General features: G+C 26.2%; 31 protein-coding genes and 1 other RNA gene. 29 read left to right on the top strand and 3 right to left on the bottom strand.

Annotated features, from left to right (window positions below; genetic code table 4):
• Positions 1-7 precede the first annotated feature (7 nt).
• From pyrH to AACL01_RS02380, 14 genes are all read left to right on the top strand, one after another.
• Positions 8-721 carry a UMP kinase gene (gene pyrH, locus AACL01_RS02445; protein ID WP_339022493.1) on the top strand — a complete coding sequence of 238 codons (714 nt, stop codon included), beginning with the start codon at positions 8-10 and terminating at the stop codon, positions 719-721.
• 13 nt (positions 722-734) lie between these two features.
• Positions 735-1,286 (top strand): ribosome recycling factor, encoded by a 552-nt coding sequence (frr, locus tag AACL01_RS02440; RefSeq protein ID WP_339022491.1) that lies wholly within the window; start codon positions 735-737, stop codon positions 1,284-1,286.
• A 24-nt stretch (positions 1,287-1,310) separates the two neighbouring features.
• Positions 1,311-2,261: an L-lactate dehydrogenase gene (locus tag AACL01_RS02435; protein WP_339022490.1), complete on the top strand. Its 951-nt coding sequence runs from the start codon at positions 1,311-1,313 to the stop codon at positions 2,259-2,261.
• Between the two features lie 76 nt (positions 2,262-2,337).
• Positions 2,338-3,996, top strand: coding sequence for an arginine--tRNA ligase (gene argS, locus AACL01_RS02430; RefSeq protein ID WP_339022488.1), 1,659 nt, complete (start codon positions 2,338-2,340; stop codon positions 3,994-3,996).
• 10 nt (positions 3,997-4,006) lie between these two features.
• The gene (locus AACL01_RS02425; RefSeq protein ID WP_339022487.1) at positions 4,007-5,701 is read left to right on the top strand and encodes a hypothetical protein; all 1,695 of its coding nucleotides are present in this window, start codon (positions 4,007-4,009) and stop codon (positions 5,699-5,701) included.
• Between the two features lie 12 nt (positions 5,702-5,713).
• The gene (locus AACL01_RS02420) at positions 5,714-6,556 is read left to right on the top strand and encodes a hypothetical protein (RefSeq protein WP_339022485.1); all 843 of its coding nucleotides are present in this window, start codon (positions 5,714-5,716) and stop codon (positions 6,554-6,556) included.
• 6 nt (positions 6,557-6,562) lie between these two features.
• A complete protein-coding gene (locus AACL01_RS02415) occupies positions 6,563-7,393 on the top strand; it encodes a hypothetical protein (RefSeq protein WP_339022483.1) in 831 nt (276 codons plus the stop codon).
• 2 nt (positions 7,394-7,395) lie between these two features.
• On the top strand, positions 7,396-8,133 hold the full coding sequence (locus tag AACL01_RS02410) for a segregation and condensation protein A (RefSeq protein WP_339022482.1): 738 nt from the start codon (positions 7,396-7,398) through the stop codon (positions 8,131-8,133).
• 15 nt (positions 8,134-8,148) lie between these two features.
• Positions 8,149-8,724, top strand: a complete 576-nt coding sequence (gene scpB / locus AACL01_RS02405) for an SMC-Scp complex subunit ScpB (RefSeq protein WP_339022480.1) — start codon at positions 8,149-8,151, stop codon at positions 8,722-8,724.
• Positions 8,724-9,485, top strand: coding sequence for a pseudouridine synthase (locus AACL01_RS02400; protein WP_422397974.1), 762 nt, complete (start codon positions 8,724-8,726; stop codon positions 9,483-9,485). The genes scpB and AACL01_RS02400 overlap by 1 nt, the downstream gene beginning before the upstream one ends.
• Positions 9,476-10,081, top strand: a complete 606-nt coding sequence (locus AACL01_RS02395) for a deoxynucleoside kinase (protein ID WP_339022478.1) — start codon at positions 9,476-9,478, stop codon at positions 10,079-10,081. Before AACL01_RS02400 ends, AACL01_RS02395 begins: the two co-directional genes overlap by 10 nt.
• Positions 10,082-10,684, top strand: coding sequence for a deoxynucleoside kinase (locus AACL01_RS02390; protein WP_339022477.1), 603 nt, complete (start codon positions 10,082-10,084; stop codon positions 10,682-10,684).
• A 3-nt stretch (positions 10,685-10,687) separates the two neighbouring features.
• Positions 10,688-11,401, top strand: coding sequence for a YebC/PmpR family DNA-binding transcriptional regulator (locus AACL01_RS02385; RefSeq protein WP_339022476.1), 714 nt, complete (start codon positions 10,688-10,690; stop codon positions 11,399-11,401).
• 31 nt (positions 11,402-11,432) lie between these two features.
• Complete coding sequence (locus AACL01_RS02380) at positions 11,433-12,218, top strand: hypothetical protein (protein WP_339022474.1); 786 nt, start codon at positions 11,433-11,435, stop codon at positions 12,216-12,218.
• A gap of 6 nt (positions 12,219-12,224) precedes the next feature.
• Here AACL01_RS02380 and AACL01_RS02375 read toward each other — a convergent pair whose 3' ends face one another.
• Complete coding sequence (locus tag AACL01_RS02375; protein WP_339022473.1) at positions 12,225-12,800, bottom strand: inorganic diphosphatase; 576 nt, start codon at positions 12,798-12,800, stop codon at positions 12,225-12,227.
• 58 nt (positions 12,801-12,858) lie between these two features.
• Between AACL01_RS02375 and AACL01_RS02370 the strand changes: the two genes are divergently transcribed.
• The 8 genes from AACL01_RS02370 (at position 12,859) to AACL01_RS02335 (ending at position 18,982) form a co-directional block, all read left to right on the top strand.
• On the top strand, positions 12,859-13,476 hold the full coding sequence (locus AACL01_RS02370; protein ID WP_339022472.1) for a hypothetical protein: 618 nt from the start codon (positions 12,859-12,861) through the stop codon (positions 13,474-13,476).
• 69 nt (positions 13,477-13,545) lie between these two features.
• Entirely contained in the window at positions 13,546-14,343 is a 798-nt protein-coding gene (locus tag AACL01_RS02365) for a hypothetical protein (protein WP_339022471.1), read from the top strand.
• 57 nt (positions 14,344-14,400) lie between these two features.
• The gene (locus tag AACL01_RS02360; RefSeq protein ID WP_339022470.1) at positions 14,401-15,072 is read left to right on the top strand and encodes a hypothetical protein; all 672 of its coding nucleotides are present in this window, start codon (positions 14,401-14,403) and stop codon (positions 15,070-15,072) included.
• 9 nt (positions 15,073-15,081) lie between these two features.
• Positions 15,082-15,744 (top strand): (d)CMP kinase, encoded by a 663-nt coding sequence (gene cmk, locus AACL01_RS02355; protein ID WP_339022469.1) that lies wholly within the window; start codon positions 15,082-15,084, stop codon positions 15,742-15,744.
• 2 nt (positions 15,745-15,746) lie between these two features.
• Positions 15,747-17,057 carry a ribosome biogenesis GTPase Der gene (gene der / locus AACL01_RS02350; RefSeq protein WP_339022467.1) on the top strand — a complete coding sequence of 437 codons (1,311 nt, stop codon included), beginning with the start codon at positions 15,747-15,749 and terminating at the stop codon, positions 17,055-17,057.
• Positions 17,058-17,059: 2 nt separating this feature from the next.
• Positions 17,060-18,046 (top strand): NAD(P)H-dependent glycerol-3-phosphate dehydrogenase, encoded by a 987-nt coding sequence (locus tag AACL01_RS02345; protein WP_339022465.1) that lies wholly within the window; start codon positions 17,060-17,062, stop codon positions 18,044-18,046.
• 46 nt (positions 18,047-18,092) lie between these two features.
• On the top strand, positions 18,093-18,368 hold the full coding sequence (locus AACL01_RS02340; protein WP_339022463.1) for an HU family DNA-binding protein: 276 nt from the start codon (positions 18,093-18,095) through the stop codon (positions 18,366-18,368).
• Between the two features lie 68 nt (positions 18,369-18,436).
• A complete protein-coding gene (locus AACL01_RS02335) occupies positions 18,437-18,982 on the top strand; it encodes a DnaD family protein (RefSeq protein ID WP_339022462.1) in 546 nt (181 codons plus the stop codon).
• Here AACL01_RS02335 and AACL01_RS02330 read toward each other — a convergent pair.
• The gene (locus AACL01_RS02330) at positions 18,971-19,453 is read right to left on the bottom strand and encodes a Holliday junction resolvase RecU (RefSeq protein WP_339022461.1); all 483 of its coding nucleotides are present in this window, start codon (positions 19,451-19,453) and stop codon (positions 18,971-18,973) included. The genes AACL01_RS02335 and AACL01_RS02330 overlap by 12 nt on opposite strands.
• Before the next feature lie 80 nt (positions 19,454-19,533).
• On the opposite strand from AACL01_RS02330, the gene AACL01_RS02325 reads away from it, so the two are divergent.
• From AACL01_RS02325 to AACL01_RS02295, 7 genes are all read left to right on the top strand, one after another.
• Positions 19,534-19,875: a DivIVA domain-containing protein gene (locus tag AACL01_RS02325; protein ID WP_339022460.1), complete on the top strand. Its 342-nt coding sequence runs from the start codon at positions 19,534-19,536 to the stop codon at positions 19,873-19,875.
• Between the two features lie 20 nt (positions 19,876-19,895).
• Positions 19,896-20,229, top strand: an RNA gene (gene rnpB, locus AACL01_RS02320) — RNase P RNA component class B.
• A 34-nt stretch (positions 20,230-20,263) separates the two neighbouring features.
• Entirely contained in the window at positions 20,264-20,728 is a 465-nt protein-coding gene (locus AACL01_RS02315; protein WP_339022459.1) for a nicotinamide-nucleotide amidohydrolase family protein, read from the top strand.
• A 23-nt stretch (positions 20,729-20,751) separates the two neighbouring features.
• Positions 20,752-21,780 carry a recombinase RecA gene (gene recA, locus AACL01_RS02310; protein WP_339022458.1) on the top strand — a complete coding sequence of 343 codons (1,029 nt, stop codon included), beginning with the start codon at positions 20,752-20,754 and terminating at the stop codon, positions 21,778-21,780.
• A gap of 69 nt (positions 21,781-21,849) precedes the next feature.
• Positions 21,850-23,394: an HD domain-containing protein gene (locus AACL01_RS02305; RefSeq protein ID WP_339022457.1), complete on the top strand. Its 1,545-nt coding sequence runs from the start codon at positions 21,850-21,852 to the stop codon at positions 23,392-23,394.
• A gap of 45 nt (positions 23,395-23,439) precedes the next feature.
• Positions 23,440-24,789 (top strand): signal recognition particle protein, encoded by a 1,350-nt coding sequence (gene ffh, locus AACL01_RS02300; protein ID WP_339022456.1) that lies wholly within the window; start codon positions 23,440-23,442, stop codon positions 24,787-24,789.
• Between the two features lie 15 nt (positions 24,790-24,804).
• Entirely contained in the window at positions 24,805-25,494 is a 690-nt protein-coding gene (locus tag AACL01_RS02295) for a type 1 glutamine amidotransferase domain-containing protein (protein WP_339022455.1), read from the top strand.
• Positions 25,495-25,507: 13 nt separating this feature from the next.
• On the opposite strand, the gene AACL01_RS02290 is transcribed toward AACL01_RS02295, so the two are convergent.
• Positions 25,508-25,942: a hypothetical protein gene (locus AACL01_RS02290; RefSeq protein WP_339022453.1), complete on the bottom strand. Its 435-nt coding sequence runs from the start codon at positions 25,940-25,942 to the stop codon at positions 25,508-25,510.
• Positions 25,943-25,977 lie beyond the last annotated feature (35 nt).

Here is a 25,977-nt window from a genome sequence, read left to right as displayed (position 1 = left end):
TTTTAAAATGAATTATAAAAGAGTATTGTTAAAAATTTCTGGGGAATCATTAAAATCTGATTCAGATCACGAAATTTATAGCCAAGAAAAAATGGTTGAAGTTGTTGAACAAATTATTGAATTAAAAAAACAAGGAATTCAACCAGGTATTGTAATTGGTGCCGGTAACATTTGAAGAGGTAAATTAGCTGGGACATTGCGCTTAAACAAAATTGATGCTGACTATATGGGGATGATGGCAACAATTATGAATGGACTTGCTTTAGAAGGCGTATTTAAATCAGTTGGTTTTAATAAGGTTAAACTTTATTCTGCATTAGAAATTAAAAATGTAACATCACCATATAATTATCGTGATGCTAGAGAATATTTAGATAATGGTTATGTTGTAATATTTGCTGGTGGAACCGGATATTCAAATTTTACAACAGACACCGCAGCCAGTTTAAGAGCTATTGAAATTGGAGCAGATGTTTTATTGCTTGGAAAAAATGGTGTTAAAGGTGTTTATGACAGCGATCCAAAAATTAATAACAATGCTGTCTTTTTTAAACATCTTAGTTTTCAAGATGTTTTAGTTAAAGGTCTACAAATTATGGACCCCACAGCGATCACTGTTTGTCGTGATGGAAACATCAAAATTGTTGTTTTCGATGTTGTTCCAAAAGGGAATATAATTAAATTAATCAATAATAAAATTGAGTCAACATTAATAGAATAAGGTAGGTATTAAAATGAATTACGAAGAAATAATTGAAAATTGTGAGTTAGAAATGGGTGAAGTAATTGAAAATTACGAAAACCATATTACAAAATTTAGAACAGGTAGAGCAAATGCTTCATTATTAGAAAAAGTTATGGTTAATCTTTATGGTGCACCAACACAATTAACTCATATGAGTCAAATTAGTTATCCAGATCCGCAACAACTATTTGTAAAACCATATGATCATAGTTTAGTAAAAGAAGTTGCAAGTGCAATAGCACATTACAATTCGGGTTTAAATTTATCTGTAGAAGGAAACGGAGTTAGGGTTAAAGTGCCACCTTTGACTGAAGACACAAGAAAAACTATTGCTAAAGAATTAAATAAAGATACTGAAGGATACAGAGTTCAAGTTAGAAATAAAAGAAGACATTTTTTTGATCAAATAAAAAAAATTGACAACTTGCCAGAAGGAACAAAAATTAGTTTAGAAGAAGAAGTTGATAAATTAACAAAAAAATTTATTAATGAAATCGATAAAATTTTTAAAGCAAAAGAAAAAGAAATACTTTCATTATAGTATAATGAGAATTGGGGGATAGTTATGCAAAAAGGACATAAAGTAGTATTAATAGGTTGTGGAGCTGTAGGAACAAGTTTCTTATATGCATCAATCAACCAAGGATTGGCATCAGAATATGTTTTAATTGACGTTTTTAAAGATGCAGCAATCGGTAACGAAATGGATTTAGCAGACACAATGGCTGTTTTACCAAGTCCATTTACAAAAATTAAAGCTGGTGAATACCAAGATTGTAAAGATGCAGATGTTGTTGTAATTACAGCAGGAAGACCACAAAAACCAGGTGAAACAAGATTAGCTATGGTTTGTGACAATGCAAAAATTATGAAAGACATTGCTACAGAAGTTAAAAAATCAGGATTTAAAGGAATTACAATTATTGCTTCAAATCCAGTTGATGTATTAACAAAAGTATATGAAACAATTACAAAATTTGATCCAAAAACTATTATTGGTTCAGGTACAACTCTTGACTCAGCTAGATTGAGAAGATTATTAGGTGAAAAAATTAATGTTCACCCATCTTCAGTAAATGCATATTTATTAGGAGAACATGGTGATTCAGCAGTTGCTGCTTGATCAAATGCAACAGTTATGGGTAAACCATTACAAGAATATATTGATGAAAAAGTTGTATCAAAAGATGATTTAGAAAAAATCAAAGTTGATGCAGTTAATATGGCATACAAAATTATCGAAAAAAAACGTGCAACATTTTATGGAATTGGTGTATGTTTGGCAAGAATTTTAAAAGCTGTACTTAAAAATGAAAAAGCAACTTTAATGGTTGGAGCATTATTAAATGGTGAATTCGGATGCAAAGGTTTATATACTGGAGTTCCTGCAATCATTGGAGCTAATGGTTGAGAAAAAATCATTGAATGAAAATTATCTAATGAAGAACAAGAATTATTTAATAAATCATTTGCACAACTTCAAGAAGTTTACAAAGAAGCTGAAAAAGCAATTTAATTATTTTTTAAACAAGACCCTTTTTAAAGGGTTTTTTTGTTGATTATTTATATATAATAAATATATGGTGATTTAAATGGCATTAATTTATGAATTAGAAAATTTAATAAATAATATTGTTACAAAAAACAAATTAAAAGGAAAAGTAATTGTTGAAAAAACAAAAAGTTTTCAAAATGGACATTTTTCAACAAATTTTGCATTAATTAATGCAAAGGTTAATCAACTAAAACCGATAGAATTAGCAAACACTTTAATTGATCTTTTAAAAAAAGAAACAATATTTAGTAAAGTAGAAATTGCTGGTCAAGGTTTTATTAATTTATTTTTAAAAGAAGAATATATTTTTAAAAAAGTTTTCTCAGAAATTGAGTCACAAGATTTAAAATATGGTTCAAGTAAAAGTAATAATAAAAAAATAAGCATTGAATTAGTTAGCGCTAATCCAACCGGATATTTACACATTGGTCATGCAAGAAATGGTGTTATTGGCGATGTTATTGCAAGAATAATGCGTTTTGCTGGATATGATGTTGAAACAGAATATTATACAAATGATTTTGGTAATCAAATAAATATTTCAGCAGCAACATTGTTTTATTTTTATAAAAAAGCATTAAACCAAGAAATTGCAAAACCTGAAGAAATGTATGAAGGCGATATATACATTAAAGCGGGGGAAGAATTAAAAAAAGAAATTGGTGATAAATATGCCAATAACATAATTAAAGATAATAAAATTGTTAATCCAGAAGTGCATGAATTTTTTAAAAGCAAATCAATTAATTTCTTTTTAAAAATAATTAAAGAACATTTAAAATTAATGGATATAAATATTGAAAAATTTATAAGTGAAAAATCTATGTATGATTCAGGAGCAATTCAAAAAACTCTAGATTTTTTAAGTAAAAATAATGCTTCTTATGAAAAAGATGGTGCTATATGATTGAAATCAACAACTTTTGGGGATGACAAAGATAGAGTATTAGTAAAATCAGATGGTTCTTTTGCATATATTTTGCCAGATCTTGCTTCACAATGACAAAGATTTAAAAGAGAAAATGCAGATGAATATATTTTTGTTTGGGGTGCAGACCATCATGGTTATGTTCCAAGAATGAAGGCGGGATTGCAATTATTAGGTGAAGATGGTTCTAAGTTTGTGTTTGAAATTATTCAAATGGTTTCATTAACTAAAGCTGGAAAAGAATTTAAAATGTCTAAAAGAGCAGGAACTGCAGTTTGATTAATCGATCTTTATGAAATGGTTGGTAAAGATGGAATTAGATATATGATGGCATCTAAAAATTCAAATACACATATGAATTTTGACATTGATTTAATTACACAAAAATCTTTAAACAATCCAATTTTTTACTTACAATATGCAACAGCACGTGCAAATCAAATTATAATGAAGGCTGAAGAAAATAATATTAAACCTTCAAAAAATGTTAATTTACTAACTGATAAAAAAGAAATTGAATTAATTTTACAAATAGATAATTTCCAAAAAATAGTTAGAGATGCTGCTGTTAATAAATCACCCAACTTAGTTTGTGATTATGTACAAAACATATGTAAATTATTTCATTCAAATTATAATAGCAACAAAATCATTGATACTAATAATTTAGAGCTTTCAGCACAAAGATTAAATTTAGTTTATGCAACATATAAACTTGTTAGAAATGTATTTAACTTATTAGGATTAGATGTAGTTAATAAAATGTAAAGGAAAACCAATGGCAAATTTTGATTTATATATTTTGTATCCAATTTTTATAATATTAGGATTTGTTTCCTTTTTTTTTGTTATTCAAAAAGAAAAATTAAAAGGTGATAGATTGTTATTTTGTTTTAAAACAATCTTTTTTTGAATAGTAACGGGGTTTTCGGGATTTGAAATTTTAAAACAATCTAACATAGTACCATCAGGCGCATTTAATAATTCATTATTTATGGTCATGTCAATTTTTGGAACTGTATTTTTATCAATTGTTTTAAGACCAATTTATAGCTTTTTGGTTTTTAAAATTTTTAAAAAACAAAAAAAATTATTTTATTTAGTTTACTTATTTCAAGTGTTTATGATTTTATTACTATTCTTAAACAAAAATCTTGAAAGTAGTCACACACTTTTAATTGTCCTTGCCAGCATTTGCTATGGAGGATGTATATCTGTTTCTACAACAGAGTTTCTTTTTTTTAATGAACAGTTTTTCTATAAAATTTCAGCGCAAGCAATTACTTGAATAATTGTTACATCATCTTTTTTGGGAAATTTTATTGGACTTTATATATTTTGTTTAACACAAAAAGATTTGGGTCCTAATGCACCGCTTTACATGTCAAAGGCCACAAATATATATATACATATCTTTATGTTATTAATCGTTTTCTTTGTTGTTTATGCTACAAAAAAAATTAAAGAAGATCCCAAATTATCTGGAATATATGATGAAGTATTCTTAACAAACTTAAGACCATATAAAAAACGCATTGGGTTTTTACTTATTTTAATGGCAATTTTATTAGGTTTCATTTTTGGAATTAACAATTCAGCTATTGTTGAAAATCTTATATTGTCTTTTTTGGCACAAAGCGATCATTTAACAAGCGCAAATTATAATATGGTTTCTAGAGCATTTTTTATTAGTTATTTTGCTTTAGCAGCAATATTAAGTTATCCAATATATCATTTCATTATTAAAAAAATTCTTTTAAGTTATACAATTGCTTCTTTTATCGGAATTATTATTATCGATTATATTGGAATGATTTTTGTTAGAGATGGCATGGTAATGCTAGGTTTACTATTTATTTCAAATTTTGTTTTTTCTCAATTAATGTATATGTTATTTTCACTAGCGTTATCTTGACAGTATCGTACTAAGTTTTTTGCTTTATCAAGTATTATTATAAGTTCTTCAATAATTGGTGTTTATGTAATAAATATTCTTATTGCAATATTAGATATTAGTTCAAATACAGTTTTTTATAACACACACAAATTCTTTGCTTACTATGAAACAAATGGTATGGATTCAGATAAATATTCAAAAATGGATTTGATCGGAACAATTATGTTATTAGTGGCAGCAATAATAATGATGGTGTGATTAATAATTTTTCACTTTGCAAAATCTGAAATTATTTCTGAAATAGATAACTTTTCAAAAAGCAGACAGTTATCAAAAAAACTTGTGCAATTATCAATAATTGAAAAATCAAAAATCCCTTTAACTTTGAATAAATCTAATTATGATTTTGAAAGTGATATTTTGTTAAATGAAAATTTAGAAAACGATCCAAAGGTCAAAAACAGTAACTTTTTAAGTTATGATGTTTTAATAGATGAAGTTGTTGAACCTCATAAAAAAAATAAAAATGAAATAGATGAAATAGATGAATTTGCACTAGACAGTGATGAATTCTAAAAGGGAGACAGCATGATAAAAATATTTAATGGCAATTCTGAAGCATTAATAAGCGAAGAAACAATTGAAATTGTGAGTTTAAAAAATAATGGTACTGAATTTCTTTATCAAAGAGATGGTGGTTGACCACAAACATCACCAATATTATTTCCAATTTGTGGAAGATTAAAAGATGATAAATTTATTTATGATAATAAAATTTACAATTTAGAAAAACACGGATTTTTAAGAAATTTTAATCATTGAAAAATTGTTTCAAAAAAAGATGATAGTGTAGAATTTGAGACTTCTTGAAATAAAGAAACCATAATAAAATATCCTTTCAAATTTAGTATTGTTGCTAAATTTGAATTACTAACAGAAAATGAAATACAAATTAGTTTAAAAATAATTAATGAAGATACACAAGAAATTTATTATTCAATTGGTTTTCACCCAGCCTTTATAGTTACCAAAGACGGCCAAATATCTTTAAATGAAGAAGAGGAATTTTTCCATAATTTTGAAGAAGGATTAAAGGCTGTTGAACAAGAATATATAAAATTAAAAGATTTTAAAGTTAGTGATATTAAATGAAATAGTGATTTATGTTTGGCTTCAAATACTTTTCAAACAGAAATGGTTAGTTATCAAGATGCTCAAAAAGAATTCAGCATTAACACAAAAGAGTTTGATGTTTTTTGTTTTTGATCAAAAGACAGTGATAATAAATGACTATGTTTTGAACCTTGAAAGGGTTTCCCCGACAAAGTAGAACAAGAAATAAAAGAAATTTCTGAAAAACCTCACATTCAATCGCTTGCAATAAATAAATCAAAAGTTACATCATTGAATATTAACTTCAAGGCAAAGTAGGTTCTTATGACGTTAAATGATTTAATAAAAATTAATTATGACAAAAGTAATTTATTAGAAACAAACCCTAATTTTGATAACCAATTAGTTGAAATAATGCAATATGTTGATAGTTTAATTTTTCAAAATGATATTATTACAAAAAATATTTGCGAATTTTTAAATGAACAATCATTTCAAATAAATTTAAGTTTTAATAAAACGCAAAATGTTAGTTTAACGAAATTACAGATTTATAATTATCTAACAAATATTAAAAAAACTATGGCAAGAATAATTTTTAAAAATCAAGATTATTTTAATTTTTATATTTTTAAAGAAGTTTTCGAAATTACAAAGTATACATATAGAAAAATCAAATGATCGGAAGAAATTTTAGATTTTGAAATACAACATAAAATATCTTCAAAAGAATATCATCAACAAAATGAAACATTTAAATATTTATTTTCTGTATTTGACAAATTATCATATATAGCTGATCATTTATATCGAAAATATTTAATAAAATCAAATGATGATAATCAAAAAGAAATGCTTAAGTTTTATCAAAATTTTTCTCATGATATTAATTTTTTAACAAAAGATAAAGATGCATATAATAAATTGAAAAATAATATTGATAGTATTTGTTTTTCAAGTGGTTGACATTTAATTAGAAAATTAAGAAATCACATAGAACACGATTTTATTAATCCGCTTGCAGAACATAATATTGCTTTTGCAATTGATTTATTAATGATTTATGTTTTACGAATAATTATCTTATTAAAAGAAACATTGATGTCAGAAGAAGAAATTAAATTAACATTAAATAAATTAAAAGAGAAAAAATAATTATGAATAAATGAAATGAAGTCAAATTAAATAATTTTACAGGTCCGTTAGATCTTTTATTACATTTAATAAAAGAAAAAAACATGGACATTATGAGTGTTGATTTAATAGAAATATCAAATCAATATTTAGACTTCATCAAATCAACAATTAATTTAAATATTGAGATTGCAAGTGAATATCTTGTTATGGCAGCATATTTGATTGAATTAAAATCTAAATTATTAATTCCTAAACAAGTTGTAGATATTGAAGATAATTATGAAGAAAATCACAATGAATTATTACAAAAATTAATTGAGTATCACAAAATTAAAGAGTCTATTAAATATTTTAAAGAAACTCAAGAAGAAACAACTAAATTAATTTCAAAAACTAAAACTTCAATTGAAATTGAAAAAATAGATGATTTAGATTTACCACTAGCAAAAATAGATTTCAATATTGATAGATTTGCAAAAATATTTTTAAAACTGTTAGATAAACAAAAACTAAAACAACCAGAAATTAAAACATTGACAACAGTTGAAGTATCGCCCGAAGAAATTGCGCATTCTATTAGGGAATATCTTGAGACAAAAAATAATGAACTTGTGGCTTTAGAAGATCTTATTTTTGCACAAAACTTTACATTGCAAATGTTGGTGGCAACGTTTTTGGCAATTTTGGATTTAGCAAGAAATGGTCATATAAATATTATTCAAGAAAATGAAAATATATTTGTAAAAAATATAAAATAATAAAAGGATACTTGTATGGATATAAATAAAAAAATTGCTTTAACTGAAGGTTTATTATTTTTAAGTGGAGATGCTGGAGCTAGTGTTTCTGATATAAAAACATTATTAGGAATGAAGTCTAGTTCTGAAGTCACAAAAATAATAAACAGTTTAATAAAAAAATATCAAAATGATAAATTTTCAGGATTAGATATACAAAATTTTGCTGGTGATAAATACCGTATGATTGTCAAAAAAGAAAATTATAATTATTATTTAAAATTAGAAAATGTAAAATTAGAAGCTAAATTATCTCCAGCATCTTTAGAGGTGCTTTCTATTATTGCTTATAAATCACCAATTTCTAAAGCCCAAATAGAAGATATTCGTGGTGTAAATTGCGATGGTGTTATTTATAAATTAAGACTTAGAAATTTAATTCATGAAATTGGTAGAAGTGAAGGTCCTGGTAGACCAATTTTATTTGGTGTAACAGATGAGTTTATGAAATATTTTAATATAAATAGTTTAGATGAATTACCAGCACTAAAAGAAATAAAAGAAGTAGATAATGAAGATAAAGATATTTTCGCAGCGAATCGAGATAAATAATAATGGAAGATAGATTACAAAAAATTATTGCCTCAAGAGGTTATTGCTCCCGTAGAAGGGCAGAGCAATTTATGCTTGAAGGAAGAGTTAAAGTTGATGGCAAAACAATTACTGAACTAGGATCTAAATTTTCAACAGATTGCAAAATAGAAATTAATGGAAAAATACTATTAGAAACTACAATTAAAAAATATTATATTTTTTACAAACCAAGATGTGTGGTAACAACAATGTTTGATCCAAAAAAAAGAAAAACTGTTGCAGATTTTTTTAAAAAAGAAAAAATTCGTTTGTTTCCAGTGGGGCGTTTAGACTATGATGTTTCAGGATTATTAATTATGACAAATGATGGTGATTTTGCAAATTATATCTCTCATCCAAGATATAATTTTAATAAGACTTATCAAGCTTTGTGCGATGGAGAAGTTAGTAAGCAACAAATCACTAATTTATTAAGTGGTGTAATTATTGAAGATAATTATAAAGCTAAAGCAAATGCAGCAAAAATCATCAGTTATGATTCAAAATTAAACCAATCACTTATCAGTTTAACAATTAACGAAGGACACAAACATCATGTTAAAAATATGTTAAAGTCTGCCTTTATTGAACTTATAAAATTAAAACGTACTAATATTGACATACTTGATTTAGGAAATTTAAAACCTGGTGAATTTAGAAGTATAACAAAGGAAGAATTAAGCAAATTGTTTGGTAAAATAAAGATACAAAACATAGGAGAAAAACAAAAATGAGAATAGCGCTTTTTGGTACAGTTGGTGCCGGAAAATCAACAATGTCTGAAATACTTTCAAAAAAGTTAAATGCTGAAATATTTCCAGAACCAGTAGATAATAATCCATACTTTGATGATTATTATAGAGATATGCCAAATTTTATATTTAAAATGCAAATATGAATGTTGACAGCAAGAAGTCGTCAATTAATTCACGCAATGGACATTAAAAATGTAATTTTTGATAGAACAATTTTAGAAGATCCAATTTTTGTGCAAGTTAATCATGATTTAAAAAGAATGAATGATATTGATTTTCAAACATATAATAATTTTTATAATGAAGTAGTTTTACCTTCACTACAAGAAAGAGCAAATTTTGATGTAGTTGTATATTTAAGATTATCTGCAGAAAAATCAATTGAAAGAATTGTTGAAAGAGGTCGTCCACAAGAAGTGGCCGCTGATCATTCATATTGAGAATTGTTAAATAAAAGATATGAAGATTTTTACCAAAAAAACAAAAACAAGTTTAATTTTTTAGTAATTGATGCAGAAAATGATAATTTAGAAAAAAAGGCAAGTGAAGTGATTGAACACTTAAAAAAATTGACTAAGTAAATGAAGATAGCGGTATTTGGTACGGTTGGTTCAGGTAAAACTACTATTTCACATTCTTTGTCTAAAAAATTAGGTTATCAACTTTTTTTAGAACCATATGACGAAAATCCTTATTGAAAGGATTATTATAAAGATATTAAAAAGTGAACATTTCATATGCAAACTTATATCTTAATGAACAAGTCTAAGTTTCTAATTCAATCAAAAAATACAAATAACATAATTTTTGACAGAATAATTTTAGAAGATCCAATTTTTGTTGAAGTTCAAAGAGAACTGGGATTAATTAGTAAAAGAGATCATGAAACTTATAAAAGTTTTTTTAATGACGTTATTAAGTTTGCATTAAAATTAACTCATAAATTAGATGTTGATTATATAGTTTATTTAAAAGTAACAACAGATAAAGCAATTGAACGTGTCAAGCAAAGAAATCGTCCAGAAGAACAAAATGTTGAAAGATTATATTGAGAAACATTAAATAAAAAATATGAAGAATGTTATGAATCATTAAAAGATAAATATAAATTTATTGTTATTGATGCAAACGAAGATGATATAGAATTAAAAGTAAATTCTATAATTTCACAATTAAAGGAATAAATTATGGGAAGAGCATTTGAAGTTAGAAAACAATCAATGGCCAAAACTGGGGCAGTGAAATCAGCTATTAATGGAAGGGCAGCAAAAGAAATTTATTTAGCTGCCAAACAGGGTGGATCAGTTGACCCCAATGCGAATTTAGCTTTGCGTGCAGCTATTGATAAAGCAAAAACTAAACAAGTTCCGAATGATACAATTCAAAGAGCACTTAAAAGAGCTCAAGGAAATGATCATGAAAACTATGTGTCAAATAGATACGAAGGTTATGGACCTAGTGGGTCAATGATTATTGTTGATTCATTAACATCAAACGTGAATAGAGCAATCTCAGAAATTAGAGATGTGTTTAATAAAAATGGCGGAAAATTAGCAACAGCAGGAGCTGTTAGTTATGCATTCCATGATTGTAGTGTTTTTGGATTTGATGAAATGAATGTAGAACAAACATTTGAATATTTATTTGAAGCAGAAGTTGAAATTAATGATGTTGTTGAAGAAGATGAAATGACAATAGTTTATGCACCATTTACTGCATTTAATGATGTAAAAAAAGCTTTAGATAAAAAAATTAAAAATTACAAAATTGCAGAAACTACAATGTTAGCTAATGAAGAAGTTATATTAGATGGTGAAAATAAAATTAAATTTGAAAAATTATGTGATAAATTAAATGAACTAGAAGATGTGCAAAATTTATATCACAATGTAAAAGAATAATAAAGATATATAATCAAAGTAAGGTGATATTATGGGAATACTTATTGAGATTATATTTTTTATTGATATTGCAATTTTCTTGTTTTATTTAAGTTTAAAAATAAGTATTACATTTATTTATGGTAGAGCACAAGTTCCTAGTATTAATAATGGTTCACTAACAGTGAGTGATAAAATTATTCAAGAAACTGGTGATGCAGCAATTAAGTATTTAAATTCTGATTTAACCTTTGAATATTCTAATGAATATTATTATTCATCAATTTATAATCATTTAAATAAAAAACAAAAAAAAATTATTGTTCCGCAATGAAAACAAGTTTCTGCAGGTTATGAGTTAGATTATGTATTGGCTTCAATTTGATTTAATGCTATGTTATTTAAAAAAAATAAAGCAATCAGATTTTGAAAATTAGTCACAACAACAATTCCTTCATTTTGCAGAAATTTATTTTTAATTAGTGCAGTCTTTATTGCTTCTTTATATTTATTAGATCATTATTCAAACAAAATGTTTTTAGCAAAACACCATATATTAATTGAAATAATTTTATTATTTTTATTGTTTATCTTTTTTATAATGTTTTTTATTTATTTATTTTGCATACTTTATGCCAACAACAAAAAAACAATTATTGAAAGTATGTATGAAAAAGACATGGCAGCATTCTTTAAAACTGAATTACGTGGCTATGTTGAAGATATTGTTGCTGCAAGAACTTATTCAGTTAATATTCCAAAAGTTGATTTTCAAATTATTAGATTAAATGTAAAAACAGAAAATGTAAAGTATTTTGGTCCTTTTGCAATGATATAAAAAAGATTAGGCTTTACCTAATCCTTTTTGTTCTCATTCTTTTAAGATGGCTTCTTTTCCACCAGGAACTTGCAATCTATCTTTATAAGTTTGGTATCTTTCTTTGCATTCTGCAATTTCTTGAATAGCATGTTTTTTATCGCCTCAACCATTTATAACAACTGATTTTTTTTGTAATTGTTTATATTGTAAGAAGAAATTTTCTACTTCATCTTTTAAATGTTGGGGAACATCACCTAGTTCATTAAAATCTTTAAATCTTGGATCATCTGCTAAAACACCAAATAGTTTTGTATCAATCTCACCAGCATCAATCATTTTAATAGTTCCTAAAACACGAACTCTAACTTTTACACCAGGAAAAGTAGGGTAGGTAATTAAAGAAATAACATCCAATGCATCACCATCTCAGTCAAGTGTTTCAGGTATAAAACCATATTCTCCTGGATAAAAGTTTGCTCCATACAACACTCTATCTAATGAAATTGACTTACTTACTTCATCATATTCATATTTATTTGAACTCCCTTTAGGAATTTCTACAATCATTTCCACAATTAATTCTTCATTATTTTTTGCCATGTTTCTCCTTAACACATTTCTTATATTATATAATATATTTAAATGTGGAAGTGGAACAATGATTTTTTTTCGTCTTAAAATAGAAAAAGCAGTAAATTATTTTAAACCTACAGTTTCTAAAATTTCAGACACAGGACTTTGCGTAGCTTTGTCTATTTTATTTTCGTTATTTAGCTTAATAACTAAATTAATCCCGTTTGAAGGTTTTTTAGTTATTGAAATAAATTGATTTATATATATTTATTTAATATTAAGAACAAACTTATTTTATACTTTGATTGGAGTTACAGCGGCCTCATGGTTACGATTAGCGTATTTTCCAGGATCAGAACCAATTGGAGTTTGTGTTTTATGGTTAGCAGATTTTGTTGAAATAATTTTAGTAGATATGCTGTTTTATATAATTTTAAAAAGTAAAGATAATAAAGAAAAAAAATTTGCCTTTTTAAAATTAAGAGCAAAGATTATGTTTTTTATTTTATTTGTAGTACCTTCAGCAATTTGTGCAAGCATAATGTGTATGTTTAATTACTTTATATTTTTAGATATTTATGGTGTTTCGGGTTTAAAACACTCATCTCATTTTTTTTGAATCTTAACTGGATTTATTATTTGTAAATACTATGTTAACTTACTAATTTTTTTAGCAACTCAACGAGCACTTAAATATCTTTAAAATCTAAATTATAATTTTTATAATTTAGATTTTTTTGTGTATAATAAAAATATTAGAGGGTAAACTAAAATGATTGAAGAAAAAGACATAAATCATATAATTGAAGGTCATTCTGAAACTGAAGAAAAAAAAGATCACTATCATGGAATTCACCATATTACAGCAAGCGGAACACATGATGATGTTACTGATGAAGATTTTTCAATTAAAAGAGCATATCAGTTTAGAAATAGAAGAGAGCTAATTTTTAAAATTGCTGCCTCTGGTGTTTTTTTAGCACTAGCGTTAATTTTTACATGACTTGATAGTTTACTAGAAGATTCTTTAGAGGCATTATTTGGTGGAATAAAAGTGCCAATTAGAATACTAGACTTTTTAGTATTAGTTCTTGCCTCACCAGTAATTGGGCCATTATTTGGTTGCATTATTGCATTTTTATTACCATGGATTCATGGAATGATAATAGATCCTGATCACTTTTGATTTCAAACAATGATTGATTCATTTGTATATCCAGTAATGATTTTTATAATATGATTCTTTTATTATGTAGTATTTAAAAATTCTAACTATCATAAGGAAACAAACAAACACATTGATTTTTTAAAAAGAATTTTTCCACAATTTTTTATAATTATTATTGGGACAATTTTATTTACACTGGGAACAGTAATTTCTATGTGGGCAATGAATGGATTTCAAGATTCCAAAGCACAAGATGGTTCATTAAATCAATTTCTTGATGGTAAAAATTGACACTTATTGGTATTGCTAGTCGCTGAATTTATTAGGTTTTCAATTTGTTCAATTGCAATATTTTTTATTGAACCAAAAACAAGAATTATAAATCACCACTTTGCTTACTAATTCCCTCTAAAATGTATATATAATAGTATTAGTTATATTACATTAGGGGAATTTTTTATGTCGCAACAAACAAGGATGGAACGTTTCAAAGAACTTCATAATGAAATTGCTAAGAAAAATGAACAACATCGTTTGAACGAAGAACAAAAAAATGCAATCTATAATATTAATGAAACATTAATTGCTGTAGATAAAAATTACTTTAATCCTAAAGTCTCTGCTTTTATAAAAAATTATGACATTGAAAGACCTTATTTAGATAAAGATAAAAGTTCTAATTTAATATCAGAAGAAATCAAATATGAATTAAGAAGATATTTCAAAGAACTTATTAATTTTGAAAAAAATAATCAAAATGAAAATTTATTTATAGAAGAAGAATCAACTAACAATCTTAATATTGATGATGAAAAGTTTGAAAATTTTTATAAAAACATTTTAAACACTGAAAAAGTATTTCAAGAACGTATAAATTCAATTTTAATTAGTCAAAGGGTTGTTGCAACAACTGATCTAGAACCAAATAAAATTGAGGCAATGCGTCAAAATGATGAACGAACAATTAACAAAATGATTGATGTAACAAATGAGGCAAATGAAAAAATTTATACTAAACTAAAACAAGATAGTAAAAAATTTGCTTCTAAAAAAATAAATATATTAATAATAACAATTGGTGTAATACTAATTGTTATGATGTTATTGTTTATGATAATGTTTTTAAAATAAGGGGAGTTTATGAATAAGATTGTAATTGCTGTTGATGGTACAGCTGGTAGTGGTAAAAGTTCAACTATGGAACACGTAGCTAAATTAATTAATTATGAAATAATTGATTCAGGAAAAATATATCGTGCTTTCACAAAATTTTGTGTAGATCAAAATACAAACTTTAATGACCAATTATCAATCTTAAATTCACTTTCTAAATTTGATTGCTATTTTCAAAACAATATTGTTTTTGTGAATGGCCAAAATTATAATGAATATCTTTTTGACAATGAAGTAATTTCAAATATAAACAAAATTACTCCTGTTCCACAAGTTAGAGAAAAATTAACAAATATTTTATCTAAATTAGCAACTAAGGGAATAATTATGATTGGTCGAGATATCACAAGCGTTGTTCTACCCAATGCAGATTTAAAATTTTATTTTGATACTAATTACAAAATAAGAGCTCAAAGAAGATATGAACAAAATAAAAAAAATAACATAGAACCAAATATTTTAGAAAATATTGAACAACAAATTTTTGATAGAGATGAATCTGATAAAAATAGAACAGTAGGACCATTAATTAAAACTAGTGACGCAATTTTAGTAGATACATCAATTAAATCTAAAGAAGAAATCATTAACGAAATCATTAACATAATTAAAGAAAAATCAGGTGAATAACAATGAGTAAGAAATCAATTGTTGCAATTGTTGGAAGACCAAATGTTGGTAAGTCAACATTGTTTAACAGAATAATTAAAGAAAGAAAAGCAATTGTGGATGATACTCCAGGAGTTACTAGAGATAGACTTTATGCAGTGGCAGAATGATTGAATAGAGAATTTATTTTAGTAGATACTGGTGGTATTACTTTACAAGAAACAGATTTTTCAAAAGAGATTCGCATGCAATCTGAAATTGCCATCGAAGAAGCTGATGCCATTATTTTTGTAATTGATTACAAACGTGGAATTGAAGAAGATGACAAACAAGTTGCAAAAATTCTTTACAAAACTAAAAAACCTATTATTTTAATTGTTAATAAATATGATAATAAAACTCAAATTGACGAAGCATATAATTTTATGACTTTAGGATTAGGAATGCCAATTATGATTTCTGCTGAACATGGAATTGGTGTTGGTGATTTATTAGACAAAACAATTGAAGTTATAAAAAAACCAGAAGTAACAGAATCAGAAAATGATTTTAGAGTGGCTATTGTTGGTAAACCAAATGTTGGTAAATCTAGTTTAGTTAATGCAATTTTAAATGAAAAAAGAATGATTGTTTCTAATGTTCCTGGAACAACAACTGATTCAGTGGATTCAAGTTTTGTATACAAAAACAATGAATACACACTTGTAGATACTGCTGGGATGCGTAAAAAAGGCCGTATTTTTGAAAACTTAGAAAAATATAGTTATTTGAGATCAATCTCAACAATTAACAAAGCAGATGTTGTGTTATTAGTAATTGATATTTCACAACCAGTAACTGATCATGACACTAATATTGGTGGGTTTGCATTCGAAGAAAAAAAACCAATTCTAATAATTGCAAATAAATGAGATTTAGTAGATAAAAATTCAACAACAATTCTTAAAAAAGAAGAAGAAATTAGAGCTTATTTTAAATATTTAAAATATGCAGAAATAATTTTTACAAGTGCTATTGAAAAACAAAGAGTACACAAAATTTTCGATTTAGTAGAAGGCATTAAAATTTCTTTGAAAAAAAGAGTTAGAACTAGCGTTCTTAATGAGATAATAAATAAAGCACAATTATTAAATCCTGCACCAAACCACAATGGAGGAAGATTAAAAATTCTTTATTCATCGCAGGTAGATGCATATATTCCGACATTCGTTTTATTTGTAAATGACGTTAACTATATGCATTTTTCTTACAAAAGATATATTGAAAATCAGATTAGAAATCAATTTGCCTTTAAGGGTGTGCCAATAAACATTATTGTTAGGGAAAGGACTTAAAAATGGATATTAAAAATTTTACAGTTATTGGAACTGGAGCATATGGAACAGTGTTAGCAAATGTTCTTTCAGATAATGGTCATAGTGTAACTATGTATGGAATAGTTCAAGAAGAAGTTGATGACATTATGTTAAATCATAGAAATAGTAAATTTTTTCAAGACTTACCAATTAATGAAAAAATTAAAGCTACTTCAAATTTAGATGCAGCTATTGAAAATGCAGAATATATAATATTATGTACACCATCAAAAGTAATTATTCCAACATTAAGAGAAATCGTTAAAAGGTTAGATAGAAAAGTATATATTATTAATACAACTAAAGGTTTTTGTGAAGAAACAAATGGTCTTTTAAGCAATGCGATTGTTGAAGAATTAAAAAATGAAAAAATGTTGAAAGACTACGTGGCAATATATGGACCATCAATTGCAAGCGAATGTATTGAAAGAAAACCAACTTGTTTAATGAGTTGTGCAAAAAAAATGGAAACAGCACAACATATTGCAGAACTATTTTCAAATGAGTATTTTAAAGTTACACCAACAACAAATATAATTGCGTGTGAAGTTTCAGCAGCAGCAAAAAACAGTTTAGCAATTATTTCTGGAATGGCAAGTGCAATGTTGAAATCTGATAACTCAGTTTCATCATTAGTTTCATTGGGTAACTTAGAAATTCTAGAGTTAGCAAAATATTTTGGAGCATCCGAAACTGAGTATATGAATCACTCAACAATAGGAGATCTTATATTGACAACAATGTCTCCTAAGTCAAGAAATTATTCATTAGGAGTTTCACTAGCAACAACTGATAATCCAAAAAAAGTTTTAGAAGAATCAAAAATGACTGCTGAAGGGGTTTTAACTTGCAAAATAATTCATGAGATTTTACAAAAAAGTGGCATCAAATCTAAATTATTTGCAAATTTATATGAAATTTTGTATAATTATAAACGTCCAAGCATAATGATTAATAAATTTTTTTAGGGCTTGGTAATGTATATAAATTAAAAATATAGGGCAAAGGAAAAATATGACAAAAAAAGAATTGGCTGAAAGATTGGCAATTGATTGTGGAACAACAAGAGCACAATCTGAAGAAATTATTAACGTAGTATTTGATGAAATCATCAAATCATTAGTTAAAGGTGAAGAAGTAGCAATCGCTGGTTTTGGAAAATTAGCAACAGCTGAAAGAGCTGCAAAAGTTGGAGTTAACCCTGCAACAGGAGCAAAAATTAATATTCCTGCAAAAAAAGTTACAAAATTCAAACCTTCTAAACAACTAAAAGAAGCTATTGCAAAATAATTTTTAAAATATTAAAACCACGCGAGTGGTTTTTTATTTTATAATAATAAAATAAAGCAAGGTAGGACATGATTAAATTAATAGAAAATAATTTATTAAATGAAAAAGAACTAGTTTTAAATTATTATTCAAAATTAGGCATGAATGAAAATCAACTAGTTATTACATTATTAATAATGAGTATGGTTAAAAAGAATTCTAAAATTTGCACTTCTAACGAGTTAGCAATGTTTATGAATATTTCAAAAGAACAAATTGATACTGAAATGGATGATTTGTTTACTAAAAAATTATTGGTTTTAGATGTAAAACATAAAGTTCTTTCGTTTGATCCAATGTTAAAAAGAATTCTTGCAATGATTGAAAATGAAACAGAAACATTTAAAAATGATAAAAATTTTGAATTTGTTGCTAATAAAATTGAAAAAAAATTATCATTTGAAGATATTGTTCAATTGAATTCTTTTGTAGAAGCTGGAATAAGTAAATCAAAAATTAATGAAATATTAATTACTAAAAAATTAACAAACCTAAATGAATTAATAAAAGAATTAGCCTCAATTACAAATCAAGAAAAAAAATCATTAACTTGATTTAATTGATTAGCAGACTAATTTTTTTAAAACATCTTTAATATTTAAACCTATATTGTCAAAATATATTAGTTCACATTCAGTTTCAAAAAAACTGTAAGGAACTTTTTTAGTTTTTAATCCTTCAATTTGTTTAACAGTTAATAAAAAACATTTATTTTGTTTGTGAAAATAAATTATAAAAAACCCAATTCCATGATTTTGGCTTACAAGTTTAATTTTATTTATTTGATGTTTCTTAATATTAGAAAGATTAAAATAATTTAATTCTGTTTCTTTTGCCTCAAATTCAACATACAAGCCATTGTACAAACCAACATAATCACAAAATTCATTTGCTTCCAAAACCCCAAAAACTTGTTGATTATTTTTTGAAATAATTTTTGTTGATGGATTAATTTTATAAATAAACGCAAAACCTTCTTCTTTTAATAAATAAATTGTGTTATTAATTAATGTTTCAAGAAACATTCCTTTATTTTTTATTATCATAATCACCTCATAAAATACATCGATTAGTTTTTAAAAAACATTTACTTAATAGTATAATTAAGTTAATAATAGGAGCTAACATGGGTAAATTTGCAAAACTAACATCTAAAGAAATATCTGAAAAAGAATTTGAAATTGAATATAAGGGATATAAAGTTGAAGAAGTTGATAGTTTCTTGGACACAATTGTAGAAGACTATGTTTGATTCAACGAACTTGAAAATGACAGAGATAAAGTAGTTAATAAATTAAAACAAAAAAATATTGAATTAGAAGATCAAAATATTAAATTAAAAGCACGTGTACAAGAACTAGAATCACTAAACAAAGAACGTGTTGAAAATCTAGATTCAAATCTTTATAGACGTCTTTCTAAATTAGAAAAACAACAAAACAATAATAATAAAGTTGAAGAAGACTAATATATAATATAGGTGAGTTAAATTTGAGCTAATCGCTGTATTTGAAAAATAATATAGAGGAAACTCCGCGCTTGCACTTTCTGCGATGAAAGTAGTGTTTGTGCCAAGGGATAAAGTAACCTTGGGTATTTTTAAATAACAACGTCTTAATTATCTAAGGGAAACTATGATAATGACATAAAGTGCCACAGAGACGAGTAGTGGGAAACCATGATATGGAACGGGTAAACTTCACAAGCAAGAAACTCAAATTTTGGTAGAGGAATTAGAAGAAGGAGAAATGAATCTTTCTTTTGAACCTTCGGGTAGATAAATGATTAGCACATGTACATGTACAAAACGCGGGTTATGATAATTTAACTCACTTTATTTTTTAAGGATTTATTGCATGGAACAATTCATAAACTTTTGCATTGAAAAAAATATTACTATTTCAACGTGTGAATCGTTTACGGGTGGTTTTTTAGCACACGAAATAACAAACATAAGTAATTCATCTAAAATTTTTAAAGGTGGCTTTGTTTGCTATAGTGACGAATTTAAAATTAATATTTTAAATGTTCCACAAAAAGTAATTAAAAAATATAGTTCAGTTAGTGAAGAATGTTTAACGGAAATGTTAAACAACACTCAAATACTTTTAAAAACAGATCTTGTTTTGGGGTTTACAGGTTTTGCGCCACCACTTGATGAAACAAACCCCAAATCTGGTTTAGTTTTTTATGGCATTAAATATAAAGATGAAATTAACATTTTTTCATTTACAACCAAAACTAACAGTTTACGGGAAGACTTTAAAAAAGAAGTTAAAGAAAAGGTTTTAAAAAAAGTTCATATTATATTAAATTTCTAACGTTGTTTATTACGGAGGAAATTATGAACTTAGAAAAAAACAAATCAAAAAAAATTGAAGAGGTAATTACAATGTCAAAAACAATATTTGATGATCCTGAATTAAATGAAATCATTAAAGAAATTGAAAAGTCTTTTGGTAAGGGATCAATTATGTCTCTTGGTGACAAGATTAATTCAAATATTGAAACTATTTCTACAGGAAGTTTACTTTTGAATAGAGCAATTGGTGTTAATGGCTATCCCAAAGGAAGAGTTACTGAAATTTATGGACCAGAAAGTAGTGGTAAAACTACACTAGCATTACATGCCATTGCAGAATCACAAAAAAATCATGGAGTAGCTGCTTTTATTGATGCAGAACATTCTTTAGATCCGGGTTATGCTAAAAAAATTGGTGTGGATATTGAAAACTTAATTGTTTCACAACCAGATTCTGGAGAACAAGCATTAGAAATTTTAGAAATGTTAGTTAAATCTAAAAAAGTAGATATTGTAATTGTGGATTCAGTTGCAGCATTAGTACCAAAAGCAGAACTTGATGGGGAAATGGGTGACCAACAAATTGGAGCTCAAGCAAGATTAATGTCTAAAGGGTTAAGAAAAATTAATGGAATTATTTCTAAAACTAATACTGTTGTTATTTTCATTAACCAATTAAGAGAAAAAGTAGGAATTATTTTTGGTAACCCAGAAATTACACCTGGTGGAAGGGCGTTACGATTTTATTCATCTTTAAGAATTGAAGTAAGAAAGGCAGAAACTATTTTAAAAGATAAAGAAGCTGTTGCAAGTAAAATTAAAGTAAAAGTTGTTAAAAACAAAGTTTCGCCACCATTTAAAATGTGTCAAATATTAATTACTTATAATAAGGGGATTGATAAATTATTAGAAATTATCGAGCTTGCAACCTTTGAAGGAATTATTGTAAAATCGGGTTCTTGATTTTCATACAATGATATAAAAATTGGTCAAGGAAAAGAAGCAGTTAGAGAATATCTTGAATCCCATAAAGAACTTATTGACGAAATTTATCAAAAATTAGAAAAGTAATATAAAATATATTGTGTTAGTAAAACTAACACACAGCCTTTTTATTAGAATATAGAGAGGTAACCGAATATGAGACCAAATATTAAATTAATTAATTTAATATCAAAAGAAACAATTTTATTAAGTTCATTTATTGTAATTTTCGCAATTGCAATTATTGTTTTTTTTGTGCTTATAGTTTTTATATTGCACTTTATAAAACTAAAAAAACCACCAAAAAAACAAGCAACACAAATTTATAAAAATATCATCAATTCAGCTAAAAATAAAGCAAAAGATATTATAAACGAAGCCGAAGAGCGTCGTAATTTTTTGTTAAATGAATTAAGTTATAATAAAAAAATAATTGAAGAAAATAAATTAATTGTTGAAAATGAAAAAAATAGATACAAACAACTTAATGCTGATTTAACAGAGGTTAGAAATAATCTTGAATCAGCAAAAATTTTATTAGATGAAGATAAGAAAAATTTAGTATCAACTTTAGAAAATTTAGCTAACATTTCAAAAACAGAAATAAAAGCACAACTAGAAAAACATATCTTAAGTCTTTATAAAGAAGAATTTAATGAAAAAATTAAAGTTTTAGAAGATACTAATAAAGCTGAATTAAATCATAAAGCAAGAAATTTAATTTTAGATGCTATGCAAGATGTTGCAGTTGATTCAACAGAGACATACAACTTAACATTTATGGATATAGATTCAGAAGATCTTAAGGGAAGAATTATTGGTAAAGAAGGAAGAAATATTAAGGCATTCCAACATTATGGGGGAGTTGATATTATTATCGATGACAGTACAACCAAAATTGGAATATCTTCTTTTAATCCAATAAGAAGAGAAGTTGCTCTAAGAACATTAAAAAAATTATTAAAATTAGGAAGACTTCAACCAGTATTAATTGAAGAAGAAATTCAACTTCAAAATAAATTTATTGAAGAAGAAATTTATGATATTGGTGAAAAAACAATTGCAAAACTAGACTTAGATAACGTAAGTAAACGTTTAACTTATTTATTAGGTAGATTACATTTTAGAACCAGTTATGGGCAAAATGTTTTAGTACATTCTATTGAAGTTGCACAATTATGCGGAAAAATTGCATTAGAGTTAGGTCTTGATCCTCGAATTGCTAAAAAAGCAGGGTTATTTCACGACATTGGTAAGGCTGTGGATTCTGAAAGTGAAATGACACACGTGCAAATAGGTGCTCAAGAATTAAAAAATGCTAATGAGTTAAGCATTATCATAAATGCTGTTGAAGCACATCATGGTGATGTTGAAAAACAAAGTCCATATGCAGAAATAGTAGTTATTGCTGATACATTATCAGCTGCTAGAACTGGTGCTAGAAACAATGACATTGGTAACTTTATTACTCGTATGCGAGAAGTTGAAGAAGAGTGTAAAAAAGTTAATGGTGTAATGAGAGTCTTCGCATTACAATCTGGTAGACAAATAAGAGTAATAGTTGATCCTAAAAAAGTAAGTGATTTAGAAATGAAAATTATTTCTGAAGAAATTAAAAATGTTGTTAAAAGAATTAATAAAACACCAGGAAAAATTGTTGTAACTATTATTAGAGAAAAAATTGAAATAGTAGAGATATAACATTAAAATTGCTATAATTTTAATAATGTAAGGAGAAATATAGTTATGGGATTTGGAGATTTTTTAGCCAAAAGAGTTCAAAAGTCAATTGAAAAAAATTTAAAGAAATCTGTTCTTAATGAAGAAAATATAAAAGAAACATTAAGAGAAATTAGACTTTCTCTTTTAGAAGCTGACGTTAACATTGATGTAGTTAAACAATTAATTAAAAACATTGAATCTAAAGCAATTGGAACAGCCATTGAAGAGGGTGTTAGAGCCGATCAACAAATGGTTAAAATTGTTCATGCAGAGTTAGTAAATATTTTAGGAGAACAAAAGAAACCTCTAAATATGTCTGCAAAACCAAGTACTTTTATGATGGTTGGTTTACAAGGGGCTGGGAAAACAACAACAGCTGCCAAACTTTCTCATTTTGTTAAAAAACAAAACAAAAAAGTTTTACTTGTAGCTCTAGATATTTATAGACCTGGAGCAATTGATCAATTGGTTGAAATAGCTAATAAAAATGGATTAGATGTTTTTGAAAAAGGGAAACAAGATCCAATTAAAACAGCAAAAGAAGCAATGGAATTTGCTAACACTAATAAATATGATGTTGTTATTTTAGATACTGCTGGTCGTTTACAAATTGATAAAAATTTAATGAATGAGTTAAACGAATTAAGAAAATTAACTTCACCATCAGAAATACTTTTAACAGTTGATGGAATGACTGGTCAAGACATTATTAATGTTACTCAAGAGTTTGATAAATTATTGAAACTAACAGGGGTAATTGTTACTAAACTTGATGGAGACACACGTGGTGGAGCAGCAATTTCCATTTCTTATATAACTAAATTACCAATTAAATTTATTGGTGAAGGTGAAAAAATTAGTGCCTTGTCAGAGTTTTATCCAAAACGTATGGCAGACCGTATTATGGGTCTTGGTGATGTTGAAACATTGTTTGAGAAAGCCTCAAGTGTTGTTGATAAAAGAACCATGGAAAAAACCATGAGAAGGATGATGACTGGTCAATTTGACTTAGAAGATTTAAGAAATCAATTAGAACAATTAACAAAAATGGGTTCTTTTGGTGGATTAATGAAGATGATTCCAGGAATGAACGGCAAAATAAATGAATCACAAATTGAAAAAGCACAAGAGAGATTTCGAGTGGCAAATATTTTAATGAATTCAATGACAATTAAGGAACGAAGAGAACCGAGATTATTGAAAGCTCTTAACCGTAAAAAAAGAATTATTAAAGGTTCAGGAAGAACAGAAAAAGAATTAAATGATTTAGTAAATCAATTTGATAAAGCAAAAAAACAAGTTTTGGAAATGACAAAACAAATGAAATCAGGAAGAATGCCAAATTTTGGAGGAGGCAATGGATTTAAATTTTAAATCCAAATAAAACATATGAAAAAAATATTAGTAGTATTAACAAATATTGATCACTATGGAAATAGTGATGTAAAAACAGGACTTTGATTAAGTGAAGCAACAGATTTTGTAGATATTATGCAAGGTGAAGACTTTTTAATAGACTATATTAGTCCAAAAGGGGGAAGAGTTCCTTTGGATCCAGTGGGAATGAGTTTTGCTACAGAAAGAGATTTGGAAATTTTAAATTCTAAAGATTTTCAAGAAAGAGCAATTCAAAATTCTTTAACACCATCAGATGTTAATCCAAAAGATTATGCTGCAATTTATTATACTGGTGGTCATGGTGTGATGTGAGACTTTGCAAAAAATGAAGCATTAGATAAATTAGCATTAGAAATTTATAAAAATGATGGATTTATTACTTCTGTATGTCATGGTGTAGCAGGACTTTTATGAATGAAAGATAAAAAAGGTAATTACTTTATTAAAGATAAAGAAATTACAGGATTTACTGATCAAGAAGAAATTTTGAGCAAAAAAGAAATGCTAGTACCATTTTCAAATGAAAAAGTTGGAAAAGAAAATGAAGCAAAATTTATTATTGAGTCACCATTTAAACCATTTGTTGTTAAAGATGACAGAATTATTACAGGTCAAAATCCGCAATCAGCAAAACTTGTTGCAGAATGATTATTAAATGAATTAACAAAAAATAATGACTAATGTCATTATTTTTTTATTCTTCAATTAATTCTAATTTAAAACACTTAACACCTCTAGCATTTTCACTAGTTATTAAGTTGTAACCTTTGCTGTTTAAATATTTTTTTATTTTTAATGGCAATATGTATAAATCATAACCAACTTGGTCTGTGTATTTTAATTTTCTAATATGAATTTGGGCAATCAAGTTATACAAAACTTCTAAATAAGTTAAGTTTAATTCATCTTCATCTTCATCTTGTAATTGTATACCATGAGTTTTTTTCATTTTGTCAAATTCAAAACCATATAAATCAAAACAAATCATATTAAAATAAGTCATTATATTTAGATTAGTTGAAATAGCTTCAAATGTTATTTTAATATCTTCTACAAAATCTTCAATGACTGCTGGCCTAGTTACATTCTTGTATTCTAAAATCGACAAATACTTTTTTTCATTTTTCATAAATAAACCTTCTTAAATATTTTGTTAAATATTTT

This window comes from Spiroplasma endosymbiont of Crioceris asparagi (genome assembly GCF_964020035.1).
Taxonomy (GTDB): Bacteria; Bacillota_I; Bacilli_A; order Mycoplasmatales; family Mycoplasmataceae; genus TIUS-1.
This window is presented reverse-complemented; position numbering and strand designations above follow the sequence as displayed.